Source organism: Pseudomonas sp. yb_9, from assembly GCF_043103635.1.
In the GTDB taxonomy this organism is placed as follows: Bacteria; Pseudomonadota; Gammaproteobacteria; order Pseudomonadales; family Pseudomonadaceae; genus Aquipseudomonas; species Aquipseudomonas monteilii.
Genome location: NZ_JBICKA010000041.1, coordinates 144,055 through 158,612, shown reverse-complemented (window position 1 = coordinate 158,612; position 14,558 = coordinate 144,055). Strand labels below are relative to the sequence as shown.

Genomic DNA, 14,558 nt, shown 5'->3' with positions numbered 1-14,558 from the left:
CTCCACGTCGAATCAGCATGAAGCATTTCCTCCCAAGCACCGCCCTCGCCGTCATGATCGGCCTTGGCAGCCTCACGCTCGGCGGCAATGCGACGGCCGCCAACAAATGGGACAGCCTGCAGCCAGACCGCGACGAGATCGTCGCCAGCCTCAACGTGGTGGAATTGCTCAAGCGCCACCACTACAGCAAGCCGCCGCTGGACGATGCCCGTTCGGTCATCATCTATGACAGCTACATCAAGCTGCTGGACCCGGCACGCAGCTACTTTACCGCTGCCGACATTGCCGAGTTCGACAAGTGGAAAACGCAATTCGACGATTTCCTCAAAAGCGGTAACCTGGACCCGGGCTTCACCATCTACAAACGCTACCTCGACCGCGTCAAGCAACGTCTGGACTTCGCCCTGGCCGAGTTGAACAAGGGCGTGGACAAGATCGACTTCACCACCAAGGAAACCTTGCTGATCGACCGCAAGGACGCACCGTGGATGAAAGACCAGGCCGAGCTCGACGACCTGTGGCGCAAACGCGTCAAGGATGAGGTGCTGCGCCAGAAGATCGCCGGCAAGGAACCCAAGCAGATCCAGGAAACCCTGACCAAACGCTACAAGAACCAGCTGGCGCGCCTGGACCAGACCCGTGCCGAGGATATCTTCCAGGCCTACATCAACACCTTCGCCCAGTCCTACGACCCGCACACCAACTACCTGTCGCCGGACAACGCCGAAAACTTCGACATCAACATGAGCCTGTCGCTCGAAGGCATCGGTGCGGTGCTGCAAAGCGACAACGACCAGGTCAAGATCGTGCGCCTGGTACCGGCAGGCCCGGCAGCCAAGACCAAGCAGGTGGCCCCGGCCGACAAGATCATTGGCGTGGCCCAGGGCAACAAGGAAATGGTCGACGTGGTCGGCTGGCGCCTGGACGAAGTGGTCAAGCTGATCCGTGGCCCGAAAGGCTCGGTGGTGCGCCTGGAGATCATCCCGGCCAGCAATGCACCTAGCGACCAGACCAGCAAGATCGTGTCGATTACCCGCGAAGCCGTGAAGCTTGAAGAGCAGGCGGCCAAGAAGTCGGTGCTCAAGCTGAAGCAGGACGGGCGAGACTACAAGCTGGGCATCATCGAGATCCCGGCCTTCTACCTGGACTTCAAGGCCTACCGCGCCGGTGACCCTGAGTACAAGAGCACCACGCGTGACGTGAAGAAGCTGCTCACCGAACTGCAGAAAGAGAAAGTCGACGGCGTGGTCATCGACCTGCGCAACAACGGTGGCGGCTCGCTGCAGGAAGCCACCGAGCTGACCAGCCTGTTCATCGAAAAAGGCCCGACCGTGCTGGTGCGCAACAGCGACGGCCGCGTCGACGTGCTGGAAGATGAAAACCCGGGCGCCTTCTACAAAGGCCCGCTGGCGTTGCTGGTGAACCGCCTGTCGGCCTCGGCTTCGGAGATTTTCGCCGGTGCCATGCAGGACTACCACCGCGCGCTGATCATCGGCGGCCAGACCTTCGGCAAAGGCACCGTGCAAACCATCCAGCCGCTCAACCATGGCGAGCTGAAGCTGACCCTGGCCAAGTTCTACCGGGTTTCCGGGCAGAGCACCCAGCATCAGGGCGTGCTGCCGGACATCGACTACCCGTCGATCATCGACACCAAGGAAATCGGCGAGAGCGCCCTGCCAGAGGCCATGCCATGGGACACCATCCGCCCGGTGGTCAAGCCTGCGGCCGACCCGTTCAAGCCGTTCCTGGCCCAGCTCAAGGCGCAGCATGAAGCGCGCAGCGACAAGGATGCCGAGTTCACCTACATCCGCGCCCGCCTGGCCCTGACCCAGAAGCTCATGAACGAGAAAACCGTCAGCCTCAACGAGCAGGAGCGCCGTGCGCGCCACGATGACATCGAGGCCAAGCAGCTGGCACTGGAAAACATCCGCCGCAAGGCCAAGGGTGAAGAGCCGCTGAAAGAGCTGAAGAAAGAAGACGAGGACGCGCTGCCGACCGAGGATGAAAACACCAAGCCGGAAGACGACGCCTACCTGTCGGAAACCGGTCGCATCCTGATCGACTACCTCAGTGCCAGCACCAAGGTGGCCAAGAAGTAAGGCGCTGCAACGATGATGGCAGAATAATGTGACCTGTCATCAAACAGTCATCGCGCTGTCGTGAAATACGAGGGCCGGGCATGCAGATGCCCGGCCCTTTCATTTTCAGGAATACGTCATGACCGTTGCCGAACAGCTCAGTGCCTTGAGTGCCATCCTGGCTCAACGCAATATTCACAGTCTGTTCCAGCCGATCATGTGCCTGAGCGAACAGCGGGTGTTCGGCCATGAAGCGCTGAGCCGCGGCCCGTCCAACAGCCCGCTGCACGCGCCGTTGAACCTATTTACCATCGCCCGCCAGGCTGGCCGCCTGACCGAACTGGAAGCCGTCTGCCGGGAAAGCGCCTGCCGTCGCTTCAGCGAGCAGCAATTGCAGGGCAAGCTGTTTCTCAACATCTCGCCAGAATCGCTGCTGGAGCCACACTACCCGTCCGGCCTGACCCTGAAACTGCTGGAGCAGGTCGGCCTGCCGCCCAGCCGGGTAGTGATTGAGCTGACCGAGCACACCCCCACCGACGACTTCCAGCTCTTGTCCAATGCCCTGCACCATTACCGCGACATGGGCTTTTCGATTGCCATCGACGACCTGGGGGCGGGCTATTCCAGCCTGCGGCTGTGGTCGGAGCTGCGCCCTGAATACGTGAAGATCGACCGGCACTTCATCGACGGTATCCACCGCGACCCGCTCAAGCGCGAGTTCGTTGGCTCGATCCTGCAGATTGCCCGGGCCTCGAAGGCGCAGGTGATTGCCGAAGGGATCGAGCTTGCGGAGGAACTGGCGGTGCTGAAGGAGATGGGGGTGGACCTGGTGCAGGGGTACCTGCTTGGGCGACCGCAGGAGCTGGGGGTGCGTGCGTTACCGGCGCTGATGAGTATGCCGCCGGCCGAGCATCCATCTGTACGGTTGAATGCCACCATTGGGCAGTTGCTGGAGCTGTTTGGGCGGCATCAGCATCTGGATGCGTTGGAGGTAGTGGATGCTGAAGGCAGGGCCTGTGGATTCATCCACAGGGATAGGTTGACTGTTCCGGCCTCTTCGCGGGCAAGACCGCTCCCACAGGATCTCCACCACACTTAAGAATGGTGGTGTACCTGTGGGAGCGGGCTTGCCCGCGAAGAGGCCCAATCAGGCTGTTTCGGGGTAGCTGTACTCAAACACCCGAACCACCTCGGAAGCATGCCAGGAAGCGGCCTCCATGCCATCCACCGGCCCGGCAAACCGCCCTAACCGTTCGACACATTCAAAAAAGCCGGTACGCGGCAAACGGCTGGCGCCCTGGCTGATCACCAGCGAGCTGCGAAGCGGCTGCTCGGCACGGGCATCCAGCACTGCCAGGTATTCCAGCGCGGCGGTCAGCGTCTGCATGGCCGGGCTGGGCAGTTGCAAGCGCTCGATCAGTGCTCGGTAGGTCAGCAAGTGACGTTGACGGCGGGCCAGGTCAAGCTCGCCCAGCAGGTTGTCCCAGTGCTGACGGCTGATCCTGACCTGGCTCATGATGGCTCGCTCCAGCCAGCCACCCCCAAGTGCCAGGCCAAGGCGCGGCGGATGGCTGCATCCGGCTGGCGCTCGCCCGATTCGATCATGGCCAGGTAGGCCGGGCTTACCCCGACGTTGCGCGCCAGCTGCTCAGGGGCGATGCCCTTGGCCTGGCGAATCTGTGCCACTTCGCTGAATGCTGGCAATTGCGCCGCAGCGGCTGCCATGGCCGGTTCGCCGACAACGGCCTCGGCAGGTGCCTGCCCTGCAGCCTTGAGCAGCGCCTGGTACTGCTCCCAGGGAACGACTGCGTACTCGGGTTGACCGTCCCGGCTGATGACCTGAATACCCATTACAAACCCCTTTAAAAAGGATTACAGCATGTAATCCGTAGGCATAACCCTTATGCCAATTATATTACCAACTCCGGGGTCTGTCCGGTTGAGGTGCAGTTCAGGCGTTTTTCACTGCGTATTGCGCTCCAGGCGCAGCGCTTCGGGGCTTGCGGGCAGGCGCTCGACCACACGCAGCCGCTCGGGTGCCTGGCTGTCGCGCCAGGCCCGGAAGCGCGCCAGCTCATCGGCCACGGTCTTCAGTACCCAGCCCAGCACAGCAATGTCATCAAGGAAGCCCACGCCCAGCAGCCAGTCGGGGATGGCATCGATAGGGCTGACGAAATACAGCAGGCCGGCCACGATGGTGACCAGGGCCTTGGGGCTGATGGCACGGTATTCGCCGCGCCACCATGCCAGGCATAGCGACTGAAGCAGTTTCACGTCCTCGCGCAACTGGCCGATGCGCGGGCCTTTGCGGGCCACGGCGAACAGCAGGGCCGGCAACCGGCCACGGCTGAGCAGGCGCTCGGCCAAGGGCAGGAAACGGGCGAAATTCCAAGGTGCGCTCATGGAGCCTCCACGCGGAACAGGTTATCCACATTTATTGTGGATAACCTTGTGAACAGGGCCACGTTTCTGACCTCGGGTGCCTGCCAGGCAAGGGCCCCGGTCAGATCGGGCGTTTTTTACACAGCCGTTTCAATACGTGGGTAGCTGGCCGCAAACGATTTGCGCCAGAAACATCCTACAGCAACAAGCTGCATTTCCTCGGACAGTATCAGCAGTTACAGGTTCGTCCAATCGTCGTAAACGAAAACGCCCCGTCAGGACGGGGCGTTTTGCAAGAACCTGCCAGTATTACTTGGCGGGTGCTTCTGCAGGGGCTTCGGCCGGGGCCTCGGCTTCCGGCTCGGCGCCTTGCAGCTGGGCCGGGTCCTTGATGGCGATCAGTTCCAGATCGAACACCAGTACCGAGTTGGCCGGGATCAGCGGGCTTGGGCTTTGTGCACCGTAGGCCAGTTCAGCCGGGATGAACAGCTTGTACTTCTCGCCAACGTGCATCAGTTGCAGGCCTTCGACCCAACCCGGGATCACGCCGCTGACGGGCAGGTCGATCGGGCTGCCGCGCTCGACGGAGCTGTCGAACACCTTGCCATCGATCAGCTTGCCTTCATAGTGGACGGTAACCACGTCAGTAGGCTTGGGCTGAGGGCCGTCGGCCTTCTTGACCACTTCGTACTGCAGGCCCGAGGCGGTAGTGACCACGCCTGGTTTCTTGGCGTTTTCTTCGAGGAATTTCTTGCCGGCAGAGGCCGCTTCTTCGCTGGCCTTGGCCAGGCGCTCTTCGGCGCGCTTCTGCAGCGCGGTGAAGGCTTCTACCAGTTCTTCATCCTTGATGCGCTGTTCTTTCTTGCCAACGGCGTCTTCGATACCGAGTGCCACTGCTTTCGAATCAAGGTCTTCCATGCCTTCCTGAGCCAGGCTCTTGCCCATGTTCAGGCCGATACCGTAGGAGGCTTTCTCTGCCGGAGTCTTCAGCTCGGGGCTGCTAGCTTGTTGGTCGCAGCCAGCCAGTACCAAGCCTACCAGGGCAACCGCAGCCGCCAAACGATGCTGTTTCATGCTATTTCCTTGTTCATGCGCCATAAGGGCAATCAGGGTAAAGCCGCGAGCTTAGCAGGCGGCCATCACCAATGGCTACCGGCATAGGAGCGGGTTTTGGTAAGGAAGTTCAGTAGTTAAACGCTTATTCATCAATGCGTTTGCAGCCACTGGCCAGTATTGCCCGGTTGTGTCGGTTTTGCCCGGTTCGGCAGGGGATTTATTTCGTTGAATGCCCGGAGGCCTGCACTCAAGGGTAGTGACCTTCGCGGTACTGCCCCGCCACCTCACGCAGCACCTCGCACACCCACTGCCCCGGCAGGCTCTGCGGCAAGGCGGCATTGCGACAAATACCCACCGAGCCACCCGGCTCCCGCACGCCCAGGTCTAGCTCGACCAGCTCGCCACGGCGCAGGTCGAGCAGCACCGCATCGCGTGGCGCCACCCACAGCCCATCGCTGCCCAGCAGGTAGCGCCGGCTCAGGGCCAGCGACAGGGTTTCCAGGCGCTGCGCCGGCATCTGGATGCCGCATTGCACGAACAGGCTGTCGGCATGCTGGCGGATGGTGGTGCCTGCTGGCGGCAACACCAGCGGATAACGCCCCACCTGGGCCCGCTCGACGGGTGTGCCGGCCAGCAGCGGGTGGCCCGGGCGTACCACCAGGCTCATCGACTCGCTGTACAGGTGCTCGAACGACAGGCCCTGGATCTGCGGGCTGTCGGTCATGCGCCCGACCACCAGCTCCAGCTCGCCCAGCCGCAGTTGGCCCAGCAGCTGCGCACTGACCCCGGTGACCACACTGATCACCAGCGCTTCATGGCGCTGGTGCAGGCGGCAGAGCACTTCGGGCATAAGCAGGCCCTCGACCGTCGACAGCACGCCGATGCGCACCTGCGACGGCGCCCGCGCCTCACCACGCAGGCTGCTGACGCCATCGCGCAGGGCCTGCACACTGGGCCCGGCATAACGCATGAAGCGCGTACCGGCCGGGGTCAGTTCGACACCCTGTCGGCTGCGCGCAAACAGGCGCGTTTCCAGCAGGTCTTCAAGTTCCTTGAGGGTTTTGGAAATGGCCGGCTGGCTGATGGCGAGCACGTCGGCAGCCCTGGCCAGGCTGCCCTGTCGGGCAATCTCCAGAAAGCACAGCAGGTGGCGGTATTTGATGCGGGTGTCGAGGTTCATGGGCTGAAGCTTACCGTATTGCCCATGTGGTGGCTGTCTTGGGATTTGTGGTGGGGCGTAGATCGAGCGCCGCCCGCGCGGCGCATCGCGAGCTGCGCTCGCTCCTACGTTTGTTTCGGGCCAATTAATCCTGTGGGATTTGCGCGCGTACGCCTTGGCGGCTGACATGATATCGCGTCGTACCAACAAGGCGGTCGCGCGCGCCTTCCACAGGCGTTACTGGCCCGAAACAAACGTAGGAGCGAGCGCAGCTCGCGATGCGCCGCGCGGGCGGCGCTCGATCTCCCAGGCGCTGCAAACCCGACGGCGAACACCCCTGAGCATAAAAACTTTCAGACCACGGCCAACTCCACCGCCTCACCATTCAAGCGCACCGGCCACACCCGCAGGCGTTGCCCGGCATCTTCCAGGCATTCACCGCTCTGCAGGCTGAAATGCTGCTTGTACAGCGGCGCCGCCACCACCAGCTCGCCCTGCACACTGCCCACCAGCCCGCGGCCGATGATGTTGGCACCGGAGCGCGGGTCGCGGTTGTCCACCGCGTACAGTGGCTGGGCCTGCCCCGGCAGGTAGAACAGCGCCACCTGGGCCCCGTCGAGCCATACCACTACGCCAGAGTCAGCTACCAGGTCTTGCGCCTGGCACACAGCCTGCCAGTTCTCGCAGGTTTTCACAGCAGCATTGGACAGGTTCATCACACAGCCTCCTCGACAGTAGGGATCAGGTGCAGCGGCGCAGCAGGCCGGCGCTGTTCGCGTTCGCGCACGAAGTGCACGTCCGGGTCGGCACGCCGGTCATTGACGAAGGTGCGGAAGCGCTTGAGCTTCTCCGGGTCGTTGAGGGCGTTGGCCCATTCGCACTCATACTGGTCGACCACATGCTGCATCTGCGCTTCCAGCTCACTGGCCAGCCCCAGGCTGTCGTCGAGGATCACCTGCTTCAGGTAATCCAGCCCGCCCTCCAGGTTCTCGCGCCACACCGAAGTGCGCTGCAGCTTGTCGGCCGTGCGGATGTAGAACATCAGCACGCGGTCTATCAGGCGTACGAGGGTTTCGTCGTCCAGGTCGGTGGCGAACAGCTCGGCATGCCGTGGGCGCATGCCGCCGTTGCCGCACACGTACAGGTTCCAGCCTTTGTCGGTGGCGATCACGCCGATGTCCTTGCTTTGCGCCTCGGCGCATTCGCGGGTGCAGCCCGATACCGCGAACTTGAGCTTGTGTGGGCTGCGCAACCCCTTGTAGCGGTCTTCCAGGCGCAGGGCCATGCCGACACTGTCCTGCACACCGTAGCGGCACCAGGTGCTGCCGACACACGACTTCACCGTGCGGGTCGACTTGCCATAGGCGTGGCCGGTTTCGAAGCCGGCCTCGATCAACTCCCCCCAGATCAGCGGCAGTTCGTGCAGCTGGGCGCCGAACAGGTCGATGCGCTGGCCGCCGGTGATCTTGGTGTACAGGTCGTACTTCTTGGCCACCTGGCCGATGACGATGAGCTTGTCAGGGGTGATTTCACCGCCGGGGATGCGCGGCACTACCGAGTAGGTGCCGTTCTTCTGCATGTTGGCCATGAAGGTGTCGTTGGTGTCCTGCAGTGGCACCAGCGCCGGGTCCATGATCGGCTGGTTCCAGCACGAAGCGAGGATGTTGCCCACTGCCGGCTTGCAGATGTCGCACCCCACATGGCCCTTGCCATGGCGTTCGAGCAGTTCGCTGAAGGTGCGGATGCCCTCCACCCGCACCAGCCCGTACAGCTCCTGCCGGGTGTAGGCGAAGTGCTCGCACAGGCTCTTGTCCACCGCGACGCCCCGGGCCGTCAGCTCATGCTCGAACACCTGCTTGAGCAAGGCGGCACAACCCCCGCAGCCCGTGGCAGCCTTGGTGCACCCCTTGACGGCGGCAAGGTCGCTGCAGCCGTTGTCGATGGCGGCGCACACCGCCCCCTTGCTGACGTTGTGGCAGGAGCAAATGGTCGCGCTGTCCGGCAGTGCATCGGCGCCCAAGGCCGGCGCGCCACCGCCTTGCGGCAGAATCAGCGCGGCCGGGTCGGCCGGCAGGGCGATGCCGTTCTGGGCATACTGCAGCAAGGTATCGTAGTAGCTGTTGTCGCCCACCAGCACCGCACCCAGTACATGCTTGCCGCTGGCATCCACCACCAGCCGGCGGTAGGCGCTGTTGGCTTCGTCGATGAAGCGGTAGCTGCGCGCACCTGGTGTGGCGCCGTGGGCATCACCGATCGAGCCGACATCCACGCCCAGCAGCTTGAGCTTGGTCGACATGTCGGCACCGGTGAACGCGACCGCTGCTTCCCCCATCAGCAACGCTGCCAGGTTGCGTGCCATGCTGTAGCCCGGGGCGACCAGGCCGAACACACTGCCGTTCCACGAGGCGCACTCACCAATGGCAAAGATGCGCGGATCGCTGCTGCGGCAGTGGTTGTCGATCACCACCCCGCCACGCGCGGCGATGTCCAGGCCACTGGTGCGGCCCAGGGCATCCTGCGGACGAATACCGGCAGAGAACACGATCAGGTCGGTTTCCAGGTGCTCGCCACCCTCGAAGTTCATACGGTAGCGATAGGCTTCACCATCGCTGATCGACTGGGTGGCGCGGGACAGGTGCACGCCCACGCCCAGCGCTTCGATCTGTGCCTTGAGCGCGGCACCGCCCTCGCCGTCCAGCTGCACCGGCATCAAGCGTGGCGCAAACTCAACCACGTGGGCTTCCAGGCCCAACGATTTGAGCGCGTTGGCGGCTTCCAGGCCGAGCAGGCCACCACCAACCACCACGCCACGGCGGGCACTGGCAGCGGCGGCCCGGATGCCATCAAGGTCGTCGAGGGTGCGGTAGACCAGGCGGGCGTTGCCGCTGGAGCCTTCGATCGGCGGTACGAAGGGGTACGAACCGGTGGCCAGCACCAGTTGGTCGTAGCCGTACCGGCCTTCGGCGGTAACCACTTCGCAGCGTTCGCGGTCGATTTCCAGCACGCATTCGCCAAGGTGCAGGTGCACGCCGTTGGCGGTATAGAAATCGTGCTCGCACAGGGCCAGGGTTTCGGCACAGCTGCCTCCGAAGTATTCGGACAGGTGTACGCGGTCGTAGGCGCGTTGGCGCTCTTCGCCGAACACATGCAGTTCGAAACGCTCGTGGGCGCCGCGGCTGACCAGTTGCTCGACGCAATGGTGGCCGACCATGCCGTTGCCGACGATGACCAGTCGCTCTCGTTGCCCGCTGCTCGCTGTTGCCTTCATAAGCCGATCCTCGATCAAAAAAAAGGCGCCTGGAGCCGAAGCTCCAGGCGCCTTTGCCTGTATTCATCACGGTAGGTGGCCCGGGTTGATCGCCGTTGATCAGTGGGCTTTGTTGTAGCTTGGGTAAAGCAGGGAGTGTGCCAATTGCGTTACCTGTACCGGCCTCTTCGCGGGCAAGCCCGCTCCCACAGGGATCTCCCCAGGTCTGCAGACTTGCACCTTACCTGTGGGGCGGGGTTACCCGCGAAGAGGCCGGCACAGGCAATGCACATTCAAGGTGCAACGCTCCCCATCCTGGAGCACTTCAGTAAACATCCCGCCGATACCGCTTGGCCTTGCTCAAGGCCTCCATATAGGCATCCGCATCCACACCGCCATGCGCGGCAATGACTTCACGCAACGCCGCATCCACATCCTTGGCCATGCGCTGGGCATCACCACACACGTAGAAGTACGCCCCTGCCTCCAGCCATTGCCACAGCTGCGCGCCCTGTTCGAGCATGCGCTGCTGCACATAGATCTTCTCGGCCTGGTCACGGGAAAACGCGGTATCCAGCCGCAGATGACCGCTTGCCTGCCAAGCCTGCAACTGGTCCTGGTAGTAGAAATCGGTCGCCGCGTACTGCTCGCCAAAGAACAGCCAGTTGCCCCCTTTCGCGCCCCGCGCTTCCCGCTCTTCCAGAAACGCACGAAACGGTGCGATGCCAGTCCCAGGGCCCACCATGATCACCGGCACGCTGTCGTCCTCGGGCAGCCGGAAGTGCTTCGACACCTGCGGGAAGATGGCCACCTTCAGCGCCTGGGCACGGTCGGCAAGGAAGCTTGAACACACACCTTTGCGCTCGCCATAACGCACGGTGGATACGGTCAGGTGCACCTGATCCGGATGCGCCAATGGGCTGGAGCTGATCGAGTAAAGCCGTGGCTGCAACGGCTTGAGAAGGTCGAGCCAGCTGGCCAGCGGCAGTTTTTGAGGGAAAGCACGCAGCACATCTACCAGCTGCCGGCCCCACAGCCAGTCCTGCAGCTCGGCTTTGCACTCGGGCTGTAACAGGCGCTGCAGGTCCGGGGCACTGCCGGCAAAGGCCTGCAGTTGTTGCGGGGTCACCTTGGCAATCTCCAGATGCGCTTGCAGGGCTTCGGCCAGTGGCATGGCAGGCTGGCCTTTCAACTCGACCATGGCCTGGCCATCGAGCTGCGTCAGCGCCAGCAGTTCATCGACCAGCGTCGGGCAATTGCGCGGCCATACGCCCAGAGCATCGCCAGCTGCATAGCTGAAGCCACTGCCGCTCAGGTCGAACACCAGTTGCCGGGTTTCCTTGCTTGCACCGGGCCCATTAAGCAGGCGGTTTTCCACCAGGGCGGCGGCCCAGGGTTGCTGCTTGCCATAGATCGTGACCGGCGCAGGCTCATTGACCGGTTGTGGGGCAGCAGCAGTGCCCAGCGCAGGCAACAGCGCTTCGAGCCAGCCGGCGAACGCTGCGTCAAAATCGGGTTCGCAGTCCACCCGCTGCAACAAGCGCCGCCCACCCAGCTCGGCCAGGCGCTGGTCGAGTTTACGGCCAAAACCGCAGAACTGGTCGTAACTTGAGTCACCCAAGGCCAGCACGGCATAGGGGAGCTCGGCGCAGAGGGTGCCCTCCTCGCCCTGCAAGGCCTGCCAGAATGCCCCGGCGCTGTCGGGCGCGTCGCCATCGCCAAAGGTGCTGGCGATCAGCAGCACGCTGGCGGCGCCTTGTAGCTGGCGCGGGCTGACGGCCTCCATGCAACTGAGCTGCACCTCCAGGCCGGCACCGCGCAAGCGCTCAGCACAGCGCTCGGCCAACAGTTCGCCGTTACCGGTCTGCGAGGCCCACAGCACTTGATGCAGTGGCGCCGGCAACGCCGCAGCGGGCAACGCCGCAGGCTGGGCAAACAGACCGGCCAGCAAGCCGTCGACGAACAACCGACGGCTGGCGGCCAGCGGTGCACTGGCCGGCAGGCTGGGTACGCCTTCGGCACGGCTTTGGTCCAGGCCCAGCAGGAAACCTTGCAGGTAATGGCGTTCTTCTTCGGCCAGCACCGGGGCCGGCAAGGTGTCCAGGCCAAGCAGACGAGACAGGGTGGCAGTTGGCATACGGGCTGGCTCCGCAATGGCAGTGTTCAGCTCAAGGGTATCGATGCGTTCGCCTGCGACCCGCTCCAGGGCCACGGCGCAGTGTTTGAACGCAGGTTGCAGCGACAGCGGGTCAACCGCATCGCAGGTGACGGCATTGATTGCCAGTTGCACGCCGACCACATCGTTCCAGTGGAAGGGTGCGAAGCAGTTGCCTGGCATGACCCGGTCGCTGATGCGTGCAGGTAGCACGGCCTGGCCACGGCGCGACCGAATGGCCACCTGGTCTTTCTCGGCAACGCCCAGCCTGGCGGCGTCTTCGGGGTGAATTTCGACGAAAGGGCCGGGCTCCAGCTTGTTCAATGCCGGCACCTTGCCGGTCTTGGTCAGGGTGTGCCACTGGTGCTGCACACGGCCGGTATTCAGCACCATGGGGTAGTCGTCATTCGGCAACTCCGGTGCCGGCAACCAAGGCCGGGCGAAGAAACGGGCTTTGCCACTGGCGGTGGGGAAGGCCAACGCCGGGCGCTGGCCCTGGGCATCGTGCAGCAGCACCTGGCTGCTGCCGTCATTCAGGTAGCGCAATGGGCTGCGGTCGCTGTCACGGCCAGGCGCGCAAGGCCACTGGCGCGGTTGCTCACGCAGTTCGGCATAACCGATGCCGCGCAGGTCGTACCCGGTGGCAGGGTTATGGAAGCGACGGATTTCCTCGTACACCGCTTCGGCATCGGCGTAATCGAAGGCGTCGGCATAACCCATGGCGCACGCCACGCGGGCAATGATCTGCCAGTCCGGCAGGCTCTGCCCTGGCGGCTCGACGGCGCGCGGCATCAGGGTAAGGTTGCGCTCGCTGCTGATCATCACGCCCTCGCCTTCGGCCCACAGCGCGGCCGGTAGCAGAATGTCGGCATAGCGATTGGTTTCGGTGTCGAGGAAAGCGTCCTGAGTAATCACCAGCTCGGCCTTATGCAGGCCATCGATCACTTGCTGGCGGTTGGCGACACTGGCCACCGGGTTGCTGCAGATGATCCAGCAAGCCTTCACTTCGCCGGCTTTCATCTGTTCGAACAGCGCCACCGTGCCCTCGCCGCCTTCGCTGCGCAGGCTGCCAGGTGCCAGTTGCCATTGCTGTTCGACAAAGGCGCGGTCGTTTTCCGCCAGTGCCGAGCGCTGGCCTGGCAAGCCGGGCCCCATGTAGCCCATCTCACGGCCGCCCATGGCGTTGGGCTGACCGGTCAACGAGAACGGCCCGCTGCCGGGGCGGCAGATGGCGCCGGTGGCCAGGTGCAGGTTGCAGATCGCATTGGTGTGCCAGGTGCCATGGATGCTCTGGTTCAGGCCCATGGTCCAGCAGCTCATCCAGTTGCGGGCGCTGCCGATCCATTCGGCGGCCTTGATGATGTCGGCCTCGGCCAGCCCGGTGATGGCAGCCACGCGCTCGGGGCGGTAGTCGTCGAGAAAGGCTGGCAGTTCATCCCAGCCTTCGGTGTGGCAGGCAATGAAGTCAGGGTTGGTATGGCCGTTGCGGTGTAGCAGGTGCAGCAAGCCGTTGAGCAAGGCCATGTCGCTGCCGGGGCGTACCTGCAGGAACAGGTCGGCCTTGTCGGCGGTGGCGCTGCGCCGAGGGTCGACCACAATCAGCTTCGCACCGGCCTTGATCCGGTCGAGCAAACGCAGGAACAGGATCGGGTGGCAGTCGGCCATGTTGGCGCCAATCACCAGGAACACGTCGGCGTGTTCGAAATCCTGGTAGCTGCCGGGTGGGCCGTCAGCCCCGAGCGACAGCTTGTAGCCACTGCCGGCACTGGCCATGCACAGGCGCGAGTTGGACTCGATGTGGCGGGTTCGGATAAAGCCCTTGGCCAGTTTGTTGGCCAGGTACTGGGCCTCCAGCGACATCTGCCCGGACACGTACAGCGCCACGGCATCGGGACCGTGCTGGTCGATGATGCCGCGCAGGCGTGTGGCTGTTTCGGCGATGGCCTGATCGATGCTAGTGCGTACCGGCTGCTGGTTACGCTGCTGGCGTGCATAGGCGTCTTCCATGCGCCCGGCGGCGGTCAGCGGCAGGTGCGCAGTGAGGCCTTTGGTGCACAGGCGGCCGAAATTGCTGGGATGCTGCTTGTCGCCGCTGACCTTGCTGACCTTGCCGTCGGCAACGCTCATGACGATGCCACAGCCGACGCCGCAATAGGGGCAGACGCTGCGTACTTCGCTGTTGGCCATGGGCAGGCTCCTGGGGGGAACGCAAAAAGGCGCCGGCTGCCCCGGCTTGCTGATGCAAGCGAGGGGCAACACGGCGCCTTTGTCGTGAGGTTTTGTGGGCTATCGACGTTGATAGCCCGGGATGGTGATGAGTCAGCAATTAATGGGCCAGCTGTGCCGGCCCTTTCGCGGGCAAGCCCGCTCCCACAGATACGGCACCGCCCTCAGGCCTTGTGATATCCCTGTGGGAACGGGCTTGCCCGCGAAAGGGCCGGCACAGGCTACGCACCATCCAGTGGCAACCTAGTACCCCCT

Annotated in this window: 10 protein-coding genes; 2 read left to right on the top strand and 8 right to left on the bottom strand. The window is 63.6% G+C overall.

Translation table 11 applies throughout. The features are described from left to right. Positions 1 to 17: 17 nt before the first annotated feature. Both ACF8MI_RS10440 and ACF8MI_RS10435 read left to right on the top strand, forming a co-directional pair. Positions 18 to 2,099, top strand: a complete 2,082-nt coding sequence (locus ACF8MI_RS10440; RefSeq protein WP_200928734.1) for a carboxy terminal-processing peptidase — start codon at positions 18 to 20, stop codon at positions 2,097 to 2,099. A 118-nt stretch (positions 2,100 to 2,217) separates the two neighbouring features. Further along, positions 2,218 to 3,177 carry an EAL domain-containing protein gene (locus tag ACF8MI_RS10435; protein WP_200928735.1) on the top strand — a complete coding sequence of 320 codons (960 nt, stop codon included), beginning with the start codon at positions 2,218 to 2,220 and terminating at the stop codon, positions 3,175 to 3,177. Between the two features lie 48 nt (positions 3,178 to 3,225). Here ACF8MI_RS10435 and ACF8MI_RS10430 read toward each other — a convergent pair whose 3' ends face one another. The 8 genes from ACF8MI_RS10430 to ACF8MI_RS10395 form a co-directional block, all read right to left on the bottom strand. After that, positions 3,226 to 3,594, bottom strand: a complete 369-nt coding sequence (locus ACF8MI_RS10430) for a hypothetical protein (protein ID WP_016501064.1) — start codon at positions 3,592 to 3,594, stop codon at positions 3,226 to 3,228. Then, entirely contained in the window at positions 3,591 to 3,929 is a 339-nt protein-coding gene (locus tag ACF8MI_RS10425; protein ID WP_060497589.1) for a helix-turn-helix transcriptional regulator, read from the bottom strand. The genes ACF8MI_RS10430 and ACF8MI_RS10425 overlap by 4 nt, the downstream gene beginning before the upstream one ends. 111 nt (positions 3,930 to 4,040) lie before the next feature. Continuing rightward, complete coding sequence (locus ACF8MI_RS10420) at positions 4,041 to 4,481, bottom strand: YkvA family protein (RefSeq protein ID WP_104834133.1); 441 nt, start codon at positions 4,479 to 4,481, stop codon at positions 4,041 to 4,043. Between the two features lie 288 nt (positions 4,482 to 4,769). Next, positions 4,770 to 5,534 carry an FKBP-type peptidyl-prolyl cis-trans isomerase gene (locus ACF8MI_RS10415; protein ID WP_016715510.1) on the bottom strand — a complete coding sequence of 255 codons (765 nt, stop codon included), beginning with the start codon at positions 5,532 to 5,534 and terminating at the stop codon, positions 4,770 to 4,772. A 229-nt stretch (positions 5,535 to 5,763) separates the two neighbouring features. Then, the gene (gene pcaQ / locus ACF8MI_RS10410; protein ID WP_060497591.1) at positions 5,764 to 6,696 is read right to left on the bottom strand and encodes a pca operon transcription factor PcaQ; all 933 of its coding nucleotides are present in this window, start codon (positions 6,694 to 6,696) and stop codon (positions 5,764 to 5,766) included. A 332-nt stretch (positions 6,697 to 7,028) separates the two neighbouring features. After that, entirely contained in the window at positions 7,029 to 7,391 is a 363-nt protein-coding gene (nirD, locus tag ACF8MI_RS10405; protein ID WP_182408492.1) for a nitrite reductase small subunit NirD, read from the bottom strand. Continuing rightward, positions 7,391 to 9,943, bottom strand: a complete 2,553-nt coding sequence (gene nirB, locus ACF8MI_RS10400; protein WP_200928736.1) for a nitrite reductase large subunit NirB — start codon at positions 9,941 to 9,943, stop codon at positions 7,391 to 7,393. The genes nirD and nirB overlap by 1 nt, the downstream gene beginning before the upstream one ends. A 304-nt stretch (positions 9,944 to 10,247) precedes the next feature. Then, positions 10,248 to 14,264 carry a bifunctional nitrate reductase/sulfite reductase flavoprotein subunit alpha gene (locus ACF8MI_RS10395; protein WP_200928737.1) on the bottom strand — a complete coding sequence of 1,339 codons (4,017 nt, stop codon included), beginning with the start codon at positions 14,262 to 14,264 and terminating at the stop codon, positions 10,248 to 10,250. Positions 14,265 to 14,558 lie beyond the last annotated feature (294 nt).

Bases quoted from the DNA above. Each gene is read 5' to 3' on its own strand.
- ACF8MI_RS10425 (WP_060497589.1), bottom strand. From the start codon at position 3,929: ATGGGTATTCAGGTCATCAGCCGGGACGGTCAACCCGAGTACGCAGTC.
- nirB (WP_200928736.1), bottom strand. From the start codon at position 9,943: ATGAAGGCAACAGCGAGCAGCGGGCAACGAGAGCGACTGGTCATCGTC.
- ACF8MI_RS10440 (WP_200928734.1), top strand. From the start codon at position 18: ATGAAGCATTTCCTCCCAAGCACCGCCCTCGCCGTCATGATCGGCCTT.
- ACF8MI_RS10395 (WP_200928737.1), bottom strand. From the start codon at position 14,264: ATGGCCAACAGCGAAGTACGCAGCGTCTGCCCCTATTGCGGCGTCGGC.
- ACF8MI_RS10430 (WP_016501064.1), bottom strand. From the start codon at position 3,594: ATGAGCCAGGTCAGGATCAGCCGTCAGCACTGGGACAACCTGCTGGGC.
- pcaQ (WP_060497591.1), bottom strand. From the start codon at position 6,696: ATGAACCTCGACACCCGCATCAAATACCGCCACCTGCTGTGCTTTCTG.
- nirD (WP_182408492.1), bottom strand. From the start codon at position 7,391: ATGAACCTGTCCAATGCTGCTGTGAAAACCTGCGAGAACTGGCAGGCT.
- ACF8MI_RS10415 (WP_016715510.1), bottom strand. From the start codon at position 5,534: ATGAAACAGCATCGTTTGGCGGCTGCGGTTGCCCTGGTAGGCTTGGTA.
- ACF8MI_RS10420 (WP_104834133.1), bottom strand. From the start codon at position 4,481: ATGAGCGCACCTTGGAATTTCGCCCGTTTCCTGCCCTTGGCCGAGCGC.
- ACF8MI_RS10435 (WP_200928735.1), top strand. From the start codon at position 2,218: ATGACCGTTGCCGAACAGCTCAGTGCCTTGAGTGCCATCCTGGCTCAA.